Source organism: Bacillus sp. LQ16, assembly GCF_057784645.1.
On sequence record NZ_CM173491.1, the window covers coordinates 1,981,642 to 2,003,087 of the forward strand.

At 34.0% G+C, this 21,446-nt stretch carries 20 protein-coding genes, 1 pseudogene and 2 other annotated features; of the genes and pseudogenes, 19 read left to right on the forward strand and 2 right to left on the reverse strand.

What is annotated here, in order from left to right; all coding sequences use genetic code 11:
- Positions 1–29: 29 nt before the first annotated feature.
- Both hitR and hitS read left to right on the forward strand, forming a co-directional pair.
- Complete coding sequence (hitR, locus tag AC3EMB_RS09940) at positions 30–707, forward strand: envelope stress response regulator transcription factor HitR (protein WP_488517663.1); 678 nt, start codon at positions 30–32, stop codon at positions 705–707.
- Positions 704–1,777, forward strand: a complete 1,074-nt coding sequence (gene hitS, locus AC3EMB_RS09945) for an envelope stress sensor histidine kinase HitS (protein ID WP_053564724.1) — start codon at positions 704–706, stop codon at positions 1,775–1,777. The genes hitR and hitS overlap by 4 nt, the downstream gene beginning before the upstream one ends.
- A 24-nt stretch (positions 1,778–1,801) precedes the next feature.
- Here the strand turns inward: hitS and AC3EMB_RS09950 are convergent.
- Positions 1,802–1,870, reverse strand: a pseudogene (locus tag AC3EMB_RS09950) (DUF3139 domain-containing protein); the annotation flags it as partial.
- Between the two features lie 196 nt (positions 1,871–2,066).
- Here AC3EMB_RS09950 and AC3EMB_RS09955 point away from each other — a divergent pair.
- The 5 genes from AC3EMB_RS09955 to AC3EMB_RS09975 all read left to right on the forward strand — a co-directional run bounded on the left by AC3EMB_RS09955 (position 2,067) and on the right by AC3EMB_RS09975 (position 5,966).
- Positions 2,067–2,786, forward strand: coding sequence for a 3-ketoacyl-ACP reductase (locus AC3EMB_RS09955; RefSeq protein WP_000818985.1), 720 nt, complete (start codon positions 2,067–2,069; stop codon positions 2,784–2,786).
- Between the two features lie 147 nt (positions 2,787–2,933).
- Positions 2,934–3,605, forward strand: a complete 672-nt coding sequence (locus AC3EMB_RS09960) for an O-methyltransferase (protein ID WP_488517664.1) — start codon at positions 2,934–2,936, stop codon at positions 3,603–3,605.
- Between the two features lie 133 nt (positions 3,606–3,738).
- Positions 3,739–4,611 carry an aminoglycoside 6-adenylyltransferase gene (locus AC3EMB_RS09965; protein WP_001258527.1) on the forward strand — a complete coding sequence of 291 codons (873 nt, stop codon included), beginning with the start codon at positions 3,739–3,741 and terminating at the stop codon, positions 4,609–4,611.
- Between the two features lie 118 nt (positions 4,612–4,729).
- A complete protein-coding gene (locus AC3EMB_RS09970; protein WP_488517665.1) occupies positions 4,730–5,557 on the forward strand; it encodes a peptidoglycan-N-acetylglucosamine deacetylase in 828 nt (275 codons plus the stop codon).
- A 70-nt stretch (positions 5,558–5,627) separates the two neighbouring features.
- Positions 5,628–5,966 (forward strand): SdpI family protein, encoded by a 339-nt coding sequence (locus AC3EMB_RS09975; protein ID WP_140155565.1) that lies wholly within the window; start codon positions 5,628–5,630, stop codon positions 5,964–5,966.
- Positions 5,967–6,017: 51 nt separating this feature from the next.
- On the opposite strand, the gene AC3EMB_RS09980 is transcribed toward AC3EMB_RS09975, so the two are convergent.
- Positions 6,018–6,623 (reverse strand): NUDIX hydrolase, encoded by a 606-nt coding sequence (locus AC3EMB_RS09980; protein WP_053564720.1) that lies wholly within the window; start codon positions 6,621–6,623, stop codon positions 6,018–6,020.
- Between the two features lie 81 nt (positions 6,624–6,704).
- Between AC3EMB_RS09980 and AC3EMB_RS09985 the strand changes: the two genes are divergently transcribed.
- From AC3EMB_RS09985 to AC3EMB_RS10040, 12 genes are all read left to right on the forward strand, one after another.
- On the forward strand, positions 6,705–7,343 hold the full coding sequence (locus AC3EMB_RS09985; protein ID WP_053564719.1) for a pyridoxamine 5'-phosphate oxidase family protein: 639 nt from the start codon (positions 6,705–6,707) through the stop codon (positions 7,341–7,343).
- 232 nt (positions 7,344–7,575) lie between these two features.
- Positions 7,576–7,807, forward strand: a binding site (T-box leader).
- A gap of 117 nt (positions 7,808–7,924) precedes the next feature.
- Positions 7,925–8,156, forward strand: a binding site (T-box leader).
- A gap of 154 nt (positions 8,157–8,310) precedes the next feature.
- Entirely contained in the window at positions 8,311–9,606 is a 1,296-nt protein-coding gene (locus AC3EMB_RS09990; protein ID WP_488517666.1) for a homoserine dehydrogenase, read from the forward strand.
- On the forward strand, positions 9,599–10,657 hold the full coding sequence (gene thrC, locus AC3EMB_RS09995; RefSeq protein ID WP_053564718.1) for a threonine synthase: 1,059 nt from the start codon (positions 9,599–9,601) through the stop codon (positions 10,655–10,657). Before AC3EMB_RS09990 ends, thrC begins: the two co-directional genes overlap by 8 nt.
- Positions 10,654–11,547: a homoserine kinase gene (thrB, locus tag AC3EMB_RS10000; RefSeq protein ID WP_000612682.1), complete on the forward strand. Its 894-nt coding sequence runs from the start codon at positions 10,654–10,656 to the stop codon at positions 11,545–11,547. Before thrC ends, thrB begins: the two co-directional genes overlap by 4 nt.
- 133 nt (positions 11,548–11,680) lie before the next feature.
- Entirely contained in the window at positions 11,681–11,890 is a 210-nt protein-coding gene (locus AC3EMB_RS10005; RefSeq protein WP_088025281.1) for a DUF6366 family protein, read from the forward strand.
- A gap of 207 nt (positions 11,891–12,097) precedes the next feature.
- Positions 12,098–14,401, forward strand: a complete 2,304-nt coding sequence (locus AC3EMB_RS10010; protein ID WP_161114599.1) for a glycoside hydrolase — start codon at positions 12,098–12,100, stop codon at positions 14,399–14,401.
- Between the two features lie 320 nt (positions 14,402–14,721).
- Positions 14,722–15,723, forward strand: a complete 1,002-nt coding sequence (locus AC3EMB_RS10015) for an LCP family protein (protein ID WP_002093954.1) — start codon at positions 14,722–14,724, stop codon at positions 15,721–15,723.
- 576 nt (positions 15,724–16,299) lie between these two features.
- On the forward strand, positions 16,300–17,121 hold the full coding sequence (locus AC3EMB_RS10020) for a peptidoglycan-N-acetylglucosamine deacetylase (RefSeq protein WP_000409482.1): 822 nt from the start codon (positions 16,300–16,302) through the stop codon (positions 17,119–17,121).
- 14 nt (positions 17,122–17,135) lie between these two features.
- Positions 17,136–17,792 (forward strand): YkyA family protein, encoded by a 657-nt coding sequence (locus AC3EMB_RS10025; protein WP_423117782.1) that lies wholly within the window; start codon positions 17,136–17,138, stop codon positions 17,790–17,792.
- A gap of 159 nt (positions 17,793–17,951) precedes the next feature.
- Positions 17,952–18,632, forward strand: coding sequence for an MgtC/SapB family protein (locus AC3EMB_RS10030; protein WP_000119510.1), 681 nt, complete (start codon positions 17,952–17,954; stop codon positions 18,630–18,632).
- A 92-nt stretch (positions 18,633–18,724) separates the two neighbouring features.
- Entirely contained in the window at positions 18,725–19,267 is a 543-nt protein-coding gene (locus AC3EMB_RS10035; RefSeq protein ID WP_053564715.1) for a GNAT family N-acetyltransferase, read from the forward strand.
- Positions 19,268–19,582: 315 nt separating this feature from the next.
- The gene (locus AC3EMB_RS10040) at positions 19,583–21,391 is read left to right on the forward strand and encodes an IucA/IucC family protein (RefSeq protein ID WP_488517667.1); all 1,809 of its coding nucleotides are present in this window, start codon (positions 19,583–19,585) and stop codon (positions 21,389–21,391) included.
- The last annotated feature ends 55 nt before the right edge of the window (positions 21,392–21,446 follow it).

Below are 21,446 nucleotides of genomic sequence, written 5' to 3' on the forward strand. Positions count from 1 at the left end.
AGATGCTAAGTAGAAAGGAAATGGTTCCTTTGATACCTAAAATTTTAATAGTAGACGACGATCCACACATTAGGGAACTCGTTTCTGTATTTTTAGAACGAGAAGGTTTTCAAACATATGAGGCAATTGATGGAGTAGATGCACTTCGGAAAATGGATGACGTAAAAGTCGATATGGTTATTCTTGATATCATGATGCCAAATATGGATGGATTTGATGTATGTTTTGAATTAAGAAAATACTATGATATCCCGGTTCTGATACTAACTGCCAAAGGGGAAACATCACAAAAAGTAAAAGGATTTCACCTTGGGACAGATGATTATCTTGTAAAGCCATTTGACCCTATAGAACTAGTAGTGAGAGTAAAGGCATTATTGAAACGTTACCAAATTACAGTTTCACAATCGATTCAAGTTGGAAATGTATTATTAAATCGTAAAACATTCGAAGTTACATCTGGAGAACAAACGGTTATGTTACGGTTAAAAGAATTTGAGCTGCTTTTTACTTTAGGGTCTAAATCGGGAAGAACTTGTTCGAGAGAGCAATTAATTGAAGAAATATGGGGATATGATTTTGAAGGGAATGAACGTACACTAGACGTTCATATTAATCGGTTACGTGAGAAGTTTCAAGAAGAGCAGTCGAAATTTAGTATTAAAACAATAAGAGGATTAGGGTATCGCTTAGAGGTAAGTAAATGAGAAAAAGAAAACGAATGAGTAAGTTGAAGATGCTGAAAGTATTTGGAGCGGTATTAGCGCTCTTTTCTTTTCTTACTATCATTTGGTCTATCGCATTTTATGTAGCAACTAGTATATTGAATGCTTTTGACGTAAACGTATCGCCATTTGTTGCCTTTCTAATTAGTGATATGGTCGGTTTTGTATTTATTATTCTTATTTGGACATTAATTGGAATATTAATGAGGCCAAAACGAGAGGCAATGATTTGGACTATTATTGAACCGATACAAAAAATTGCAAAAGGAGACTTCTCCGTAAAAATACGAAATGAAGAAAAGTATGATGGAGAAATTGGAGTGCTCGTAAAAAGTATAAATGATATGACAGATGAACTGAATACGATGGAGAAAATGAGACAAGAATTTGTATCGAATGTTTCTCATGAAATACAGTCACCATTAACTTCTATAAAAGGGTTTGCTAGAGCACTACAAGACGATAATCTTTCTGAGGAAAAAAGAAAACATTATCTTACCATTATTGAAACTGAAACAACGAGATTATCTAAACTAAGTCAAAACTTATTGAAGCTAACTCTTTTAGAATCAGAAGAGTATATACCAGAAAGAGTGAGTTATCGATTAGATCAGCAGTTAAAGCAAATTGTGTTAAATAGTGAACCACTCTGGGCTGAAAAAGAAATCGAGTTAGAACTAGATTTAGAAAAAGTACATGTTATTGCTGACCAAGAAAGTATGAGTCAAGTGTGGATTAATTTAATTCATAATAGTATTAAATTTACTCCAAGCGGTGGCACGATTACTATTCAGTTAAAGGAACATGAAACAGTAGTGGAAGTGCGCATCCGTGATTCGGGAATCGGTATATCAGAAGAACAGAAACAACATATTTTTGAGCGTTTTTATAAAGCGGATTCTTCACGAAATCGTGCCTATGGAGGAAGTGGCTTAGGTTTAGCTATTGTAAAAAAAGTACTCGACCTTCATCAAGGAGAGATAAAAGTAGAGAGTGAAGAAGGAAATGGAACAGAATTTATTGTGTGTATTCCTAATTATGAAGAAAAATAGTGTTAGAAGGAGAACCTTCTAACACTATTTCTCTTTAAAAATGCATTTACCGTTACTGCAATTATATTGAAAAGCTTTTCCTTCGCTTTTCATACTCATACACTCCCCTATGCTGGATTTGTTTTTATTTTACATGAATAATGGTAAAAAAATGAAACTTATAAATAAAAACTTTCTATAGTTACCTACAAGTAACCTACGCACATGAAAGTGCATCATTGCCTTTTTACATAAACATAGATACAATTTTAATATAATACATAACTGAGATGATTAAGGAGTGTTATACTTGGCAGAATTATTACAAGGCAAAAATGCTTTAATTACAGGAGCAGGTAGAGGGATTGGTCGCGCTGTCGCAATCGCATTAGCGAAAGAAGGCGTAAATGTAGGACTATTAGCTCGTTCAGAAGAAAACTTAAAAGCTGTAGCGAAAGAAGTAGAAGCAGAAGGTGTAAAAGCTGTTATTGCAACTGCTGATGTTTCTTCATACGAAGAAGTGACTACTGCGATTGAAACGTTAAAAAATGGTTTAGGATCTATCGATATTTTAATTAATAACGCTGGTATTTCTAAGTTCGGTAAGTTTTTAGAATTAGATGTTGCTGATTGGGAAAAAATCATTCAAGTAAACTTAATGGGTGTATATTATGCAACTCGTGCTGCTTTACCGAGCATGATTGAACAACAATCTGGTGATATCATTAACATTTCATCTACAGCAGGACAAAAAGGTGCACCTGTAACAAGTGCATATAGTGCTTCTAAATTTGGTGTCCTTGGCCTAACAGAATCGTTAGCGATGGAAGTTCGCAAACATAACATTCGTGTAACAGCTTTAACTCCAAGTACAGTAGCGACTGATATGGCTGTAGATTTAGGATTAACTGATGGAAACCCTGATAAAGTAATGCAAGCAGAAGATATTGCAGAATTTATCGTAGCGCAGCTGAAATTAAATAAACGTACATTTATTAAATCTGCTGGGCTTTGGTCTACTAATCCATAGGAAGTAAATTTAACTTTAAAAGAAGGGATATCTATTCTGTAAGGGGTAGATGTACCTTCTTTATTTTTTGTATTGGAGACAGAATTTTCGGTATAATTAAAAGCGAATGGTAGAAAGCATTGGGAAATTGAAAGGGATGGTATTTACATGAGTACAATTGAGAAATGGACGGCTGTTGATCAATATATGAGTGATGTATTAATACCGAAAGATTCTACATTAGAAGGGGTTCTTCAAACTAATGTTGCAGCTAATTTGCCAGCACATGATGTATCACCAATGCAAGGGAAGTTTTTACAACTGTTAGTACAAATTCAAGGGGCTCGTAATGTTTTAGAAATTGGCACGCTAGGCGGGTATAGCACGATATGGCTTGCTAGAGCATTGCCATCTGGAGGCCGAGTTGTTACATTGGAAGCAAGTGAAAAACATGCTGAAATTGCACGTAGCAATATTGAGCGTGCTAATTTGACTGATAAAATTGAAATACGAACAGGATTAGCGTTAGATTCTTTACAACAAATAGAAAACGAGAAGTATGAAACGTTTGATTTTATTTTTATAGATGCTGATAAACAAAATAACCCTGCTTATTTTGAATGGGCACTAAAACTATCACGACCGGGTACTGTAATTATTGGGGATAACGTAGTACGTGAAGGAGAAGTTATTGACAATACTAGTACCGATCCTCGTGTACAAGGGATACGTCGTTTCTATGAATTAATAGCTGCTGAGCCACGTGTTAGTGCTACAGCGCTTCAAACTGTCGGAAGTAAGGGATACGATGGATTTGTAATGGCAATCGTAAAAGAATGAGGTAAGGAGATAGATAGAATGAAAAAGATGTTTGAAAAATTATAACATGTATCTTGTATAACGAGATTAGCTCGTGGGCCTCCGACATACATAACGCTATATTATATATCAAAAAATTGGAGGCTATAAGTAGATGAGAACTGAAAAAGAAATGCTAGACTTAATTATTAATACAGCAAAAGAGGATGGAAGAATTCGAGCAGTTATCATGAATGGATCGCGTGTAAATCCAAATGTGAAAAGAGATTGTTTTCAAGACTATGATATTATGTATGTTGTAAATGATATACAATCTTTTACGTCTAATCATAATTGGGTTCATAGATTTGGAGAAATAATGATAGTACAAATGCCAGAAGAAATGTCGTTAGTTCAACCAGATGAAGATGGGAAGTTTCCGTATTTAATGCAGTTCATGGATGGGAATCGGATTGATTTAACGCTAGTTCCAGTTGAGTTAATAAAAAAGTTCGTTGGACAAGATAGTTTAAGTAAATTACTTCTCGATAAAGATAATTGTATGGAAGGATTCCCGCCAGCAAGCGATAAAGATTACTTAATAAAAAAGCCTACAGAAAAAGAGTTTTTGGATTGTTGTAATGAATTTTGGTGGTGTAGTACGAATGTGGCAAAAGGGCTATGGAGAGAAGAGCTTTCTTATGCAAAAGGAATGCTTGAGGGACCAGTGCGAGATATGTTCATCGTAATGCTAGAATGGTATATTGGTATGAAAACAGATTTTACAGTTAATGCAGGGAAGTTTGGAAAGCATTTCGAGCAATATATTGAAAAAGATATGTGGGTGCAATTTAAAAGAACATTTTCTAATGCAGAATATGAAAACATATGGGAGTCATTCTTTGTCATGGGTGATTTATTTAGGGAAGTGGCGAACGAAATCGCTAACAAATATGAATATCAATATCCGCAAGATGATGATGATAAAGTGACGAACTATTTAAAACATGTGAAAGCTTTGCCAAAAGATAGTACATCGATTTATTAATAATAGTAAGCAGTAAGACTGTCCTAATTAAGGACAGTCTTATTTTTGTTTATGAATAACAATTTCTCTAACAAAGTGCAGATGAATCACATATGAAAATTTAGGGAGGTTTTTTATCATGTATTATTTTTATTCGCCAGAAATGTTTGCTCCATATCAATGGGGACTAGAACGAGATGTTTCGTATGCTTATATGCCATATAACTCATTTTATTATGGAGACTATATAAGCGCATTGCCATACGCATATATCCCTCAAAGCTATGAAGTACAAATGAAAGTAGATGATCGTGGATCGTGGACACCATTTACATGGGTTGAAAAATATGCGTACGCATTTTCAGGACCGTATAATAAAGCGGAAGTAGCTCTTACATTTGATGATGGACCAGATTCAGAATTCACGCCAAAAATATTAGATAAGTTAAAACAACATAATGTAAAAGCTACTTTTTTCTTACTTGGTGAAAACGCAGAAAAATTTCCGAATGTAGTAAGGCGTATTGCAAATGAAGGGCATGTAATTGGTAATCATACGTACAGTCATCCGAATTTAGCGAAAGTAAATGACGCTGAGTACCGTAATCAAATTATAAAAACGGAAGAAATATTAAAACGTTTAGCCGGCTATGCTCCTAAATTTATACGTCCACCGTATGGTGAAATACTTGAAAATCAATTGAATTGGGCAACTGAGCAAAATTTTATGATTGTACAGTGGAGTGTTGATACAGTTGATTGGAAAGGTGTAAGTGCCGATACGATTACAAATAATGTGTTAGGGAATTCATTTCCAGGTAGTGTCATACTGCAGCATTCTACTCCAGGTGGGCATTTACAAGGATCTGTTGATGCACTAGACAAAATCATTCCGCAGTTAAAAACGAAAGGGGCACGTTTTGTAACACTTCCAAGTATGTTCCAGACATCGAAAGAAAGAAAGTGAATGTGTTATAAATTGGAAAAATAAGGGTTGTGTCGTATAATGAAAGTGTAAGTTAGGGGGGATATAATTGATTGATGCACTAGTAAACATAGGAATAAGCATATTGATTGGTATTATTTTTATACTTGCGGCAATTATTCTTCAAAAAAATCCACCGACCGATATTAATGCGGCATATGGTTATCGTACGAAACGATCTATGAAAAATAAGGAATTATGGGATGCGGGTAACAGGTATAGTGCAGAAGTGATGAAGCAAAACGGATTTATCATGCTGTTAATTGGAAGTGTTATTAGTATACTGTTTAGATATCCACATACAATAATAGCGATTATAGTGGTTATGCTGTTATTAATCATTCGTTTATTTATACAAGTAGAGAGTAGATTAAAAATACTTGAACAATAATAAAAAAATAGGACTCTACGCAATATTTTGCTAGGAGTCCTATTTTATTTATTAACTATTATTTTTTAATAATTCTTTTCCTTGCTCTATAACAAATTCATAGTATGCAAGATCATACGGATAAATATCTTCAAATGTTATCGTAATCGGTGTATTGTTTAAGACTGAAATAGTCGTTAAAGATGAAATCTCTCCTTTTAATAGTTGTAGAAAAGAAGTTGCATGTACTTTCATCACATCGTCTACTTCTTCACCTGGTGCGAATGGAAGTGGATTGATGACGTTGTGAAAATACATATGACAAAACTCGCGATCAGTAAGATTTGAAATTTCATAATCTATTTTAAAGATTCCCTTGTATGTTAAATCATTAGTTTGAAAGGAAAGCCCTAATTCTTCCTCAATTTCACGAAGGCCACCAATTTGTACATCTTCATCATGCATAATATGTCCAGCTGAAGTAATATCCCATATACATGGAGCTTCTTTTTTATTTTTAGAGCGTAATTGGAAATATAAAAACATATCTTCATTATCTTTTTCTACAAACCAGCAATGAAATGTTTCGTGCCAATCGCCGTCACGATGCACTTCATCACGTAATTTCTTCCCAAGTGTATTTCTTTCAGGATCAAATATTGTTAACCACTCTGTCATTTTAATTCCCCTTTCCTCAAATTTTATTATACAATATTTGTATTGAATTTTGGGAAAATAAAGAAAAAGGAGTGGTTATAAGTGGGGATAGAGCGTACGGAAATAAAATCGATTATTTCAACAGAGGAAGAGTTACGGAAAATATTGGGGCAACCAAGTGAGCGAGCATTGAAAAAAGTTATTTCATCATTAGACCACCATTGTGTAGATTTTCTTTCTAAATCTCCTTTTCTAGTATTATCTACTGCAAATAAGTTGGGGGAGTGTGATGCCTCGCCGCGAGGAGACGCACCTGGATTTGTATACGTACTCAATAATAATAAAATTATCATTCCAGAAAGACCAGGAAATCGTCGTATAGACTCCATTTTGAATATTATTTCAAATCCACGTGTAGGACTAATCTTTTTTATTCCAGGTCTTGGGGAGACACTCAGAATAAATGGCCGAGCGTATATTATAAACGACGAAGAAATTTTGAAAGAAATGCAGGCGAATGGACGCAATCCGTTGCTTGGAATTGTTGTTGAAATAGAAGAGTGTTATATTCATTGTGCAAAAGCTTTTATTCGTTCTAAGATGTGGGATCCAGAATCTTGGTTAAATAAAAAAGAGTTACCTTCAGCAGCAAAAATGTTGCTGGAGCATGCGAAAGTGAATACTTCAGAAGAAGATGTTGCACGTTCTTTAGAAGAAAGTTATACAAAAAGATTGTATTAGAAATTTTATTAATATAGTTTTGTAGAGCGGATATGTACGGGTTTTAGAATGGGGAATTTATATATGAACCGTTGATTTATAAAATGGAGAAATAACAAAATAGGTAAATTGAGTGGCGGTTGCATAATGCTATTGTAAAATATTATAAAAAAATTCTTGAAAATAGTTAGTAAAAATAGGCTTGCTTTTTAAAAAGTTGATAACTATAATAAGTTAACAAATAGACATGAACGAAAAAGTAACGATAAGGACAAGAAATCATTTTTACGGTTTACAGAGAGGGAAGTCTAGGGTGTGAGCTTCCTAACACGAGAAATGGTTTTACCACCTTTGAACTTCAATAGTGAACGAGTAATCTAGTAATTATTGACGGTATCAGCCGTTATCTGAACTTGAGCAATCTAGGAAGAAATACGTCTAGGTTGGAACAAGGGTGGAACCACGAAAACACATTCGTCCCTTTCCTAGGGATGAGTGTGTTTTTTTTTACGGTTTTAGAGATTGAAAATTTAAAATAATTAAAAAATAGTGTTGATTTTGTTTTTTATGCGAGTATAATGAGTTAACAAATAAACATGAACGAAAAAGTAACGATAAGGACAAGAAATCATTTTTACGGTTTACAGAGAGGGAAGCCAAGGGTGTGAGCTTCCTAACACGAGAAATGATTTTACCACCTTTGAACTTCAATAGTGAACGAGTAATCTAGTAATTATTGACGGTATCAGCCGTTATCTGAACTTGAGCAATCTAGGGAGAAATACGTCTAGATTGGAACAAGGGTGGAACCACGAAAACACATTCGTCCCTTTCCTAGGGATGGGTGTGTTTTTTTATTACTTTGAAGGGAGGTGCGGTAACATGAAACTATTTATAAGTACGGAAATAACCACCACCTGCATGACAAAAAAGCAGAGTAAGGTGATTTATAGGTGTAACAATTAAACTTTTAGGAGGAGATTAGAAGATGAATAACGTTATAAATGTTGGGGTATTAGGTTTAGGCACGGTCGGAAGTGGTGTTGTTCATATTTTGAAAGAACATTATAAAAAAATCGCTCTTGATACAGGATACGAAGTGAAAGTGAAAACAGTCGTTGTACGTGATTTGGAAAAAGAACGCGATGTTTGTATTGACGGAATTGCAGTCACAAGTCATGCAGATGAAGTTCTAAATGATTCAAATATTGATATTGTAGTAGAGGTAATGGGCGGAATTGAAGAAGCAAAACAGCATATTGTTAAGGCTTTAGAAAATAAAAAACATGTCGTAACAGCAAATAAAGATTTAATGGCTGTATATGGTGCAGAGCTTCTTCAACTGGCAAACGATAATGATTGTGATTTATGTTATGAAGCGAGCGTAGCAGGCGGTATTCCAGTGTTAAGAGGACTAACTGACGGGCTAGCATCAGATCAAATTGAAAAAATAATGGGAATTGTAAATGGTACAACAAATTATATGTTAACAAAAATGAGTCAAAATGGGTGGTCTTATGAAGAGGCTTTACAGGAAGCACAAAAATTAGGTTTTGCAGAATCGGATCCGACAGCAGATGTAGATGGACTAGATGCGGCGCGAAAGGTAGTAATTCTTGCAAACTTAGGTTTTTCGATGAATGTTTCATTAGATGATGTGCAAGTAAGAGGGATTCGAAAGGTTGAAAAAGAAGATTTACAAATGGCTGAAAAGTTAGGATTTACTATGAAGTTAATTGGGAAAGCAGAAAAACAAGGATCAGCCATTCATTTAAGTGTAGAACCGACACTTTTACCAAGTCGTCATCCATTATCGAATGTAAATAATGAATTTAATGCAGTATATGTTCACGGTCAAGCGGTAGGAGAAGTAATGTTTTACGGACCTGGAGCTGGAAAGTTGCCAACTGGTTCTGCTGTAGTAAGTGATATTATTTCCATCGTTAAAAATATGAATCAAGTGCCGAAAAATAAAAGTGCGTTAAAAGAACCAGTTCCTTATGAATTACAAGGTGATGAAGAAGTAGTTTCGAAATATTTCTTGCGTATTTCATTACGAGATGAGCCTGGGATGTTACAAAAAATAACAGAATGTTTCGTTAATTACTCTGTAAGTTTAAAAGAAGTTATTCAATTACCTTTAAACCGTGAACTGGCAGAAGTTGTTGTTGTGACACATCGAACTTCCAAGTATCAATTCGAACGAGTTTTAGGAGCGATAGAAGCTGTTGCAAGTGAAATAAACAGTTACTACATTATTGAGGAGGAAAAACAATATGTATAAAGGACTATTAAAACAATATGCTTCTTATTTACCGGTGAATGAAAACACACCTGATGTCAGTTTAATGGAAGGAAACACACCTCTTATTCCGTTATTAAATATATCAAAGCAATTAGGGATTCAGCTATATGGTAAGTACGAAGGAGCGAATCCGACAGGTTCTTTTAAAGATCGTGGTATGGTGATGGCAGTTGCTAAGGCGAAAGAAGAAGGTTCAGAAGCAATCATTTGTGCATCAACAGGTAATACATCAGCATCAGCTGCAGCATATGCGGCACGTCTTGGGATGAAATGTATAATCGTAATCCCTGAAGGAAAGATTGCGCATGGAAAATTAGCGCAAGCGGTCGCTTATGGAGCTGAAATTATTTCAATAGAAGGGAATTTCGATGATGCACTTAAGGCTGTAAGAAATATTGCTGCAGAAGAGCCGATTACATTAGTAAATTCAGTGAATCCTTATCGAATTGAAGGACAAAAAACAGCAGCATTTGAAATTTGTGACCAATTGCAAAATGCACCAGATGTTCTAGCTATCCCTGTTGGGAACGCAGGGAATATTACAGCATATTGGAAAGGCTTCTGTGAATATGAGAAAGAAAAAGGTTATAAGAAGCCAAGAATTCATGGCTTTGAAGCAGAAGGAGCAGCGGCAATTGTAAAAGGGCATGTAATTGAAGAGCCTGAAACAATTGCAACAGCAATTCGCATTGGTAACCCAGCAAGTTGGTCGTATGCAGTAGAGGCTGCCGAGCAGTCTTGTGGTGAAATAGATATGGTATCAGATGAAGAAATTTTACATGCGTATAGGTTATTGGCAAAAACTGAAGGAGTTTTCGCTGAACCAGGATCAAATGCTTCATTAGCCGGCGTAATTAAACATGTTAAATCTGGAAAAATCAAAAAGGGAGAAACAGTTGTTGCAGTATTAACTGGAAATGGTTTGAAGGATCCTGATATCGCTATTTCTTCAAATCAACTAGACATCGCAAGTGTGTCAAATGATATAGAACAAATTAAAGATCATATTAAAGGGGTGATTATGTCGTGATACCATTAAGTGTTCGTGTCCCTGCTAGTACGGCGAATGTTGGTCCTGGATTTGATTCAGTTGGAATAGCTTTGTCATTGTATTTAGATGTGGTGGTTAAAGAAAAAGCTGATAAATGGCAAGTAATCCATTCCTTTGAAGAATCAATTCCGACAGACGATAAAAATTTAATCGTTAGCACGGCATGTAAAGTATGTCCTTCTATATCACCCCATATAATAGAAGTTACTAGTAATATCCCATTAACAAGAGGGCTAGGAAGTAGTGCATCAGCGATTGTAGCTGGGATAGAGCTTGCGAATCAACTAGGCAATTTGAACTTAACTGCTGATCAAAAAGTTCAAATTGCTACAAATTTTGAAGGACATCCTGATAATGTTGCTGCTTCTATATTAGGTGGAACTGTAATCGGAGCACTTGATGGAAAGGATATTTCCGTCGTAAGAATTGAGAGCAAGGAATTAGGGGTAATTTCTCTTATTCCGAATGAAGAATTAAATACAGATGAAAGTCGCTCTGTATTACCAAAGATGTTTCCGTTTCATGAGGCAGTTAAAGCTAGTGCGATAAGTAACGTATTAGTAGCTGCATTATGTCAAAAGCGGTGGGAAGTTGTAGGTGAAATGATGGAGAGAGACCATTTTCACGAGCCATATCGTTTAGAACTCGTACCGTTATTACCATCTATTCGTAAATGCGCAAAAGAATTTGGTGCGTACGGCACAGCACTTAGCGGTGCGGGACCATCTATTTTTATATTAACGCCATATGAGAAACGTCAAGAAATCGCTGAGCAATTAGCGAGAGTATTTACAGATATGAAAGTATGTGAGCTTGAAATCGACCATAAAGGTATTATTGTAAATAAGGAAGAGCATATTGGATCGTAAAGAAAGCTGGCATGGCTAGCTTTCTTTACGTTGCAAACCTATTTTAAATTAGGTTTTTTCGGAAAAAAATATAAAACAAATGTTGATTTTGAATAATGTAAGTAAAGAGTGTATTCATTTTGGAGGTGATTAAATGAATAAAGAGTCACCAGAAGAAAAAAGAGAGCGTATGAGACAAAGTGAATTAAAAAGTAATCCTACGGGTTCTTTACATGACGGACTCAATAGAGCGGAAACAGGTAGTCCAGTTGATATAGCAGGCGGTATGAATTGGAAAGCTACAGGGATAATCATTTTAGTACTACTTTTAGGATACATTGTATACACTTATTTTTTCAGTTAAAGAATGCTTGTTAAAATTTTGATTTGTTTAGTTTCATAATTGTTGAGAAAAAATGCAGTTACTGTATTACATATCTTCTAAGCGAATTATAGTTGTTCATATCAACTTTTAATACTCCAAATAGAGCTAGCAAAATGCTAGCTCTATTATTTTTTGCCACATTCCTGTAACAAACCACCTGTATATTCATTGGTGGAGGTGCAGAGGATGAAAAAAATGATAGCGATATGTCTTCTAACAACTATGCCATTTTCGACTTTAGTCGGTTGTGACGTAAAAGGTAGTAATGCTGTACAAGAGTCTAAAATAAAGAAATCGACGTATAAAGATTTTACTTATGATGTAAATCCAGAAACATTCACATTAACTGTAGAACATGAGGGGGTAAAGGAACAGGCATCACAACCCCTACCGAAAATGAAGGTATCGAATGTAAAAAAAGAAAAGGATCGTACATCATGGGAATATCCAGATCAAAAAGTAAAAATAAAATTAGAAAAGAAAAAAGACCACTTAAACATTGAAGTGGAATCGACTGGTGCAGAAAGCTTTACATGGCCGAAAGTAGAAGCTGAAAATTATACACTTCCGTTATGGGAGGGTAAGCAAATTCCGAGCAATGATGAGAATTGGAAGAAGTTTTTAAAGGATGATGCATATTCATTTGCTGAATCATTTTCTATGAAGTTTTTCGCTTTAAATGGTTCGAAATATTCAATTGTATATATTGCAAACAATATGTTTAATAATGAATTGAAATTTCATTCGGATCCGAAAATAGGATTTGATTTTACACATGAATTTCCGAGCATAAATAAAAATAAAACATATGGATTTCAATTATATGTGACAAATAATGATGCGGTAAGCATTGCTAAACTGTATAAGGATGATATTGTTCGAAAAGGTGAATTTAAAACATTACAAGAAAAGGCTAGAAAAAATAAAGAAATCGAAAAGTTATATGGAGCGGCGCATTTTTATTTTTGGAATCAAAATGGTTTATCAGAAAATAATATAAATTGGCCAAAACTAAGGGAGCAAATAAATAGCCCGCTGTTTAGTCATATAAGAGAACTTATTCAAAAGAATAGTTCAGAGCCTGGGGAACTGAATGTATTAGATCAAGTAAGTAAACAAGATTTCATTGATAAGTATCAAAAAAATGTTATTTTACGTTATATAAACGAAGTATTATCCATGAAGGAATTTTATAAAGAGGATATTTTTCAAAACGTTGATCAGGAAGCTAGTGTGCTATTAAAGAAAGGTGTAGGTCACTTAACGAACACAGAATTGTATAGCTTAAATAAGCATTTATTAAAGTCGCTACTTGGTGATGCGGTTGAAGAGGTAAGTAAATGGGGTAATGCAGATGGAACGGACATACTAAAGGAAATGAAAGAGGTAGGAATAGAAAAAGCGTGGATTGGTCTGCCGAACTGGGAACAAGGATTTATGCAACCTAATTTCGTGACAAAAGCGAAGGAAATGGGGTATTTAGTTGGTCCGTATGATTCATATCATTCCATTCACGAAAAAAGTGATAAAAATTGGAACACAGCATCCTTTAATGACCCATCATTATATGAAGAGGCTACTGTAACGAAGAAAAACGGAGAAAAGGTGCAAGGCTTTTTAGGCAGAGGTCGCAAGTTAAACCCGACTTTATCGCTGCCTAGTGTAAAGGAACGCATGAATGATATATTACAAAATGGTCCTAAATATAATTCATGGTTTATTGATTGTGATGCGACAGGTGAAATTTACGATGACTATTCAGCGAAACATATAACGACACAAGAGCAAGATTTAAAAGCACGTTTAAAACGAATGGACTACATTGCACAAGAAAAGGGTATGGTCGTTGGTTCTGAAGGTGGAAATGATTTTGCTAGTAGTACGATTGCATTTGCACACGGAATTGAAACACCTGTTATTAAATGGGACGATGAAGATATGCGGAAAAATAAAACAAGTCCGTATTATGTCGGTGGATATTGGTCACCAAATCAAAATGTTCCCGAAAAATATGCAAAACAAGTACCATTGAAAGAAGAATATAAACAAGTGTATTTAAACCCAGTATATTCGGTACCATTATATAAATTAGTATACAATGATTCCGTTATTACAACGCATCATTGGGAATGGGGAAGTTTAAAGGTAAAAGATGAAGTTGGAAATCGAATGCTGTCTGAATTATTGTATAATGTTCCTCCGTTGTACCATTTAGATGAAGTAGAGTGGAATAAACATAAAAAAGAAATTACAGAGCATCTAAAAGTTTGGAATGAAGTTCATGAAAAAGCAGTAAAAGAAGAGATGACGAATTTTGCGTATTTGTCAGAAGATAAGCTAGTACAATCTGTTTCTTATGGAAAAAATATTAAAATCATTGTGAACTTCTCAAATGAAGACATGGAAGTAGAAAAAACGAAAATAAAAGCAAAGTCGGCTTTTATTGATAATCAGGGGAAGAAAAGCATGTATACGCCGTTTGAGAAATAATAACGTGAAATATACTGTACTCATAGAGGTTTTATCATTAGCTGGACTCTTTATTCATATCGTTTATCTGGAAAAAGATATCCTAATTTAAAATGAAAGAGTTAATGAATTTATAAATTTGCATGTTGCGAAGTGCTAAATTTTTGAAATTGGTAAATAGTGACTTGCCAAAAATAAGTACGAGAGTATAATGTGAAATGGAATACATATTGGGTTTTAGTAGTAACCTTACAAAATTGTAAGGTTAATGAAAGGAAATTCAATATGAAGATAAATAGACTTACATTATACTTGGTAAAGAGAAAGAGAGGCGAATGGGTATGAGCTCTGAATTAGAACAAAATACGAGAAGTAATAAAAAGCGTTCTAAAAGAAAGTCAATAAAATGGTTCATATTAATTCCATTTTTCCTACTTATTTTTGGAGGAGTAGGATATGGTTCGTTTATATATAATAAAGCAAAAGCTGTTGTAAATGATGCGTATGCGAAAATTGAAAAGTCATCAAAGCGTGATAAAGAAGTTGAACCTTTAAAGGATAATATTTCAATATTAATCATGGGTGTAGATGGAAGTGAAATGAGAAAAAGCCAATATGGCGAAGCAGTTCGAACAGATGCACTTTTATTAGCAACAATTAATAAAGATGATAAGTCTGTTAAGCTAGTAAGTATTCCACGTGATTCACGTGTTTATATTCCAACTAGAAAAAAATTAGATAAAATTACTCATGCTCACGTATTTGGTGGAGTAGAAAGCACACGCGATACGGTGGAAAGATTTTTAAATGTCCCTGTTGATTATTATGTGAAGTTTAACTTTGAATCATTCGTACAAATTGTCGATTCAATTGGTGGTATTGATATTGATGTACCAGTTACTTTCACTGAACAAGATAGTAAAGACCAAGCTGGTATGATCCATTTAGAAAAAGGTTACCAACATTTAAATGGAGAACAAGCACTTGCACTTGCAAGAACGCGTAAAATTGATAGTGACGCAATGCGTGGACAGAGACAGCAACTTGTAATAGAAGCAATTGCCAAAAAAGCGATGTCTGTTCAATCAATTAGCAAAATGGGCTCTTTACTAGATGCGGTTGATAAAAACATGAAAACGAACTTAACATTTGACGATATGCTTGCCATTACAAAAAATATGGCAGGATCTAATTTGGAAATGGAAAAAATGCAAATAGAAGGTACAGATAAACGTATCGGTGGTATTTATTATTACATTCCAAATGAAAAAAATGTAAAAGATATTTCAAAAAAATTAAATGATCATTTAGGTGTAACGCCAAAACCAGTTCGAAACGAATAATAAAAAAAGATTGGCTTTTGCCAATCTTTTTTTTGAAGTGGATTAGCAACTTTTTAATAACGTATTTTTGTTGCGGAAAAATTATACTAAAATCATTTTAATTTATATAAACAAAAGGTGTAATTATACGATATACTAGAGGGGACTATTTGGAAATTAGCTCCTAAAGTTGAAGGGAAGGAAATTCAATTTATCACTATTTATAGAACAATTGAATTGGTGGAAATTGAAACAGGTTAAAGAAAGACTGTTCAAAATGCAATTACATATTCATACACAATGAAGCGATTAAGGTGAAAGACGAAGAGATAGTAATTGCGAAAGATCATGTATCATATATTAACCAGCTATTTTAGCAGATAAATAATCATACAATAGGTGCTTAGCTATCGTCAAAAAAATGGTGGACCTTCATGGAGATATGTTTAGTCGTATAAACACATGGAACAATACTTTTGATAAAACTCCCATTATAATACAAAAAAATCTGTTTACATGGTGAAATAAAAATAAATAGATGTATAATTATATTGGGCGATTTATATATAAGATTAATAGGGAGAGGAATTCGATAGAATGGAAAAAGCTTTAAAAATTAAACAAATAGTAGTCGTTTTAATAGCGATTGCCGCAGTAGCTATTGGGTATTACATGTTTCAATCAATTACTTCACCAGCAAAAGCTGTTGCGAAACAAGAAAATGTAGTGCAGCTTGCAAGTGAACAGCCGAAAGTTGAAATGAATAAAACGGCACCAAGTCGTTTTAATGGAAAAGAAAGAAAAGTTGCTTATCTTACATTTGACGATGGGCCAGGGAAATATACGGCTGAATTATTAAATACGCTAAAACAACATGATGCGAAGGCGACGTTCTTTTTAATTGGAGCGAATGTCAAAGAATTTCCTGATTTAGTGAAACGTGAAAATGCTGAGGGTCATTATGTAGGCATGCATAGTATGACACATAATTTCGCAAAGTTATATAAAAATGGCGAGTATGTAAATGAGATGAAAGAAGATCAAGGTTTAATCGCTAATATTATTGGGAAATCACCTAAATTAACACGTCCTCCATATGGTTCGATGCCTGGATTGAATGAAGGTCTTCGAAATAAAGTGGTAGAAGGCGGATTTAAAGTATGGGATTGGACAATTGATTCATTAGATTGGAAATACAATAAAATGCCAGTTGATGCAGCTGCAGCACAAATTGCTCAAAACGTATTAACAAATGCAACAAAACCGCAGGAAGTAATTTTAATGCATGATATTCACCCGCAATCAGTTGCTGCTGTGCCAGCAATTTTAAAGGGGCTAAAAGAAAAGGGTTATGAGTTTGAAGCTTATCATGAAGAGAGTCACTTCCCAGTGAACTTCTGGCATGATAACCGTATGTAATGGAGGAATGAACGTTGAAGTATGGAAAAGTAGCAGTAGTTGGAGCATTATCAGTAGGACTTTTAACAGGTTGTTTCGGTGAAAAGCCAGAAGAAAATCTATATACAGCTTTTGAAACAGCAGCAACACAAGAAAAATCTTTAGTGGATGAAGCAAAAAAATTAGAGCAGTTAGAGAAACAAGGGCAAGAATTATATGCTCAAATTTTGCAAGAAGGTAAAGATCATAATGAAGCAGTTGTGAAGAAAATAGAGCAAGCTACTACAAATGTAGATGATCGTGAAAAAGTATTGAAAAGTGAAAAAGAAATGCTAGAAAAAGCACAGAAGGAAACGAAATCTGTTCAAAGTAATATAGAGAAGATTGAAGATAAGAAGTTACAAAAACAAGCAAAAGCAGTAGAAGAGTCGTATAAAAATCGTTATGATGTATTCAAAAAGATGAATGAAAATTACACGAAAGTGTTAGCGACTGAAAAAGAACTGTATGAAAAATTAAAAGTAAAAGAAACGAAATTAAAAGAAATCGGTGAAATAGTTAAAACTGTTAATGAATTAAATGTGGAAGCACAAAAGTCCAAAGAGCAGTTTAACAAATTTACAAAAGAGTATAATGACAGTAAATTAGCATTCTACAAAGATGCAGAAATTAAGATTAAAGATCAGAAATAAAGAAGAATCTAAAGTGTAATAAAAAGCCGGAGAAACATCGTTATAAATGTTTTTTCGGTTTTTTACGTTAAATGAATAGAAAAGACTGGAATTGATATCATAAAAGAGTTATAGTGAGTTATTCTAAGGGAAACATTGTAAAGTAAGGAGAATGGAAATATGTCATATGAATTTTTACTCAAATTAGGTTTAGCACTCTTTTTAGGATTATTCATCGGGATAGATAGGCAGCTAAAGAATAAACCACTTGGTGTGAAAACAAGTATGGTTATTTCTGTAGCAAGTTGTTTAATTACGATGGTTTCAATTGAATCTGTGCATGTATATTCTGTTCCAGGACATACAAATATGGATCCGATGCGACTGGCCGCTCAAATTGTTAGTGGAATTGGTTTTCTTGGCGCAGGTGTCATTTTACGAAGAAGTAATGATGTTATTTCTGGATTAACAACAGCTTCTATGGTGTGGGCTGCTTCAGCTTTAGGGATCGCAATTGGTGCGGGATTCTATTTACAAGCGACAGTTGCTATGGTTTTAATTATTTTAGCGATTAATGTACTTCCGCAACTTGTGAAAATTGCAGGACCGTATTCATTAAGACAAAAGGATTTATCTATAAAAATTACTGTTAAAGAGCATCATGAGTTAGATGGTATATTTAAGCAAATTAAAAATTTAGGCATGCATGTGAAACGCGTGAAAATTAAAGATATAGATAGTGGAGCATTTCAGCAACTGGAGATGGTTATTTTAGCTCCAGAAGATTTATATACAACAGAGTTATATAGTTCCCTGAAAGAGATTGATCGAGTAGTTTCAGTTGAAGTGGAAAGTAGATAATTGTGATAAAAAAGAGTGAAGTGAATTCACTCTTTTTTATTTGGATTTTTAAGGAATGAAATTGATATAATGATGAGTAACAAGGGGGAGAAATGATGGGAATACATATTAGAAGAGCAATAAAGGATGATATACCAGGTATAGCAAAGGTGCATGTTGATAGTTGGAAAACAACGTATAAAGGGATATTTGCTGACGAAATTCTAGATAATGTAGCATATGAGAAACGAGAAAAACAATGGGAAGATATTTTTCAAAAAGAAGGTAATCATCAATTTAGATTTGTAGCAGAGAGTTTAAATGGAGACATAGTTGGATTCGTCGATGGGGGAGTAGAAAGAACTGGTACATATAATTGTGATGGAGAATTATATGCAATCTACCTTTTACAAGAGTATCAAGGAATGAAAATAGGACAAAAGTTATTTCAAGCTTTATTATCGGATTGTATAAACAATGATATGCAATCACTTTTAGTTTGGGTTGTTACGAATAATCCTTCTAAAAAGTTTTATGAAAAATTTAACCCTGAAAAAATTGATACGAAATTTTTAGAGAGAGTAAGGGTAGAAGAAACAGCGTATTGTTGGAGAGATTTGAATTTGTTATACAAAAAGTTATATAGATTTGCTTAAATAATATTATTATGTAAACTTTATGTTTGAAAGAGGTATACCAATTAAGGTATACCTCTTTTGTTTAATCATTTTGGATAGATTACTAATGAAAAATAGTAAGTATGTAGTTTGAAACTGAGTATTTTTTTCGTGTATTTTTAACTAGATTAAAGAAAAGAGAGAAAACAAGAAAAATTAAATCAGATAAAAAAATTCTGAAATATACTCTTGAATTGAATATCATTATCAATTAGAATCATAATTGATAACGACATTCAATTATCGTTTATTATATAAAATTTCGATAGCTTTAATATAAAGAGGAGGACCAACATGCAGCATGCGAAACAAATCGCAGAACATGCAACATTACAAAGCTTTTTAAACTGTTATTTAAGAGAAACAGGGAGTGGAGAATGGATTACAGAGGATGAAAGAATGAAGATTATCTTCAGTAATACGTTGAATAGAGATACAGTCCCCACATATTTATGTTGTCGGCTATCGGCACAGAACGTTACTTTGTATGGAGAAGTTATATATAAATCATCAACAGATCGTCATTTGTTTGGAGAACAATTTTATTATCAAATTGGAGATAGTAATTCTGTTATTAAAGCAGATTACGTTACAGTTATTACATTTTTAATAAAAGAGATGTCTATCAACTACGGAGAAGGGACGAATCCTGCGGAACTTATGCTTCGAGTTATCCGTAGTTGTCAAAATATTGAGGAATTTACAAAAGAGAGAATAGAAGATACGTCCGCATTATACGGTTTCCATACAACTTTTATAGAAGCGGAGCAGTCTTTATTATTTGGGCATTTAACTCATCCTACACCAAAGAGTAGACAGGGGATATTGGATTGGAAAAATGCAATGTATTCTCCAGAATTAAAAGGAGAATGTCAGCTTCATTATTTTCGGGCCCATAAAAGTATAGTAAATGAAAAATCATTATTATCAGATTCTACAACAACGATTATAAAAGAAGAATTAAGTAATGATGAGATGGTTAGTAAGGAATTTATAGAGAAGTACTGTAAGGAAGATCAATATGCATTAATTCCAATTCATCCGCTTCAGGCAGAATGGCTCTTGCATCAAGCTTACGTACAAGATTGGATAGTTCAAGAATTGCTTGAGTATATTGGACCTGTAGGTAAGTATTATATGGCAACATCATCACTAAGGACACTGTATCATCCCGATTCGAAGTATATGCTTAAGTTTTCATTTCCGGTGAAAGTAACGAATTCAATGCGTATTAATAAACTGAAAGAACTTGAGAGTGGTCTTGAAGGGAAGGAAATGTTAAAGACGGCTATTGGTGAAGTACGAGAAAGATTTCCAGGCTTTGATTTTATTTGTGATCCAGCCTATATTACATTAAATTATGGAACACAAGAATCTGGATTTGAAGTGATTATTCGCGAGAACCCTTTTTATAGTGAACATGCAAACGACGCAACATTAATTGCTGGGCTAGTTCAAGACGCTATACCTGGGGAACGTACGCGGTTATCGAATATTATTCATCGCCTAGCAGATTTAGAAAGTAAAAGCTGTGAAGAAGTAAGCTTAGAGTGGTTTAGACGATATATGAATATTTCTTTAAAGCCAATGGTATGGACGTATTTACAGTATGGTGTTGCATTAGAAGCTCATCAGCAAAATAGCGTTGTTCAGCTAAAAGATGGTTATCCGGTCAAATATTATTTCCGTGATAATCAAGGATTTTATTTCTGTAATTCAATGAAAGAGATGCTTAATAATGAATTAGTTGGTATTGGAGAACGTACTGGAAATTTATATGACGACTATATTGTGGATGAGAGATTTCGTTACTACTTAATTTTCAATCATATGTTTGGTCTCATTAATGGTTTTGGCACAGCAGGATTAATTAAGGAGGAAATTCTTCTCTCGGAATTAAGGTCTGTACTTGAATCATTCCTTCCGTATAACCGGGAACCTTCAACATTTTTAAGAGAATTATTGGACGAAGATAAGTTAGCGTGTAAAGCAAATTTACTAACGAGATTTTTCGATGTCGATGAGTTAAGTAATCCATTAGAGCAAGCAATTTATGTGCAAGTACATAATCCGCTCGTTAGAGAAGTGGCTGTTCGTTCATAAATAGCGTTAAAATTTCACGTAATACAAATAATGGTATTTTGTCATAAGGTGGAGG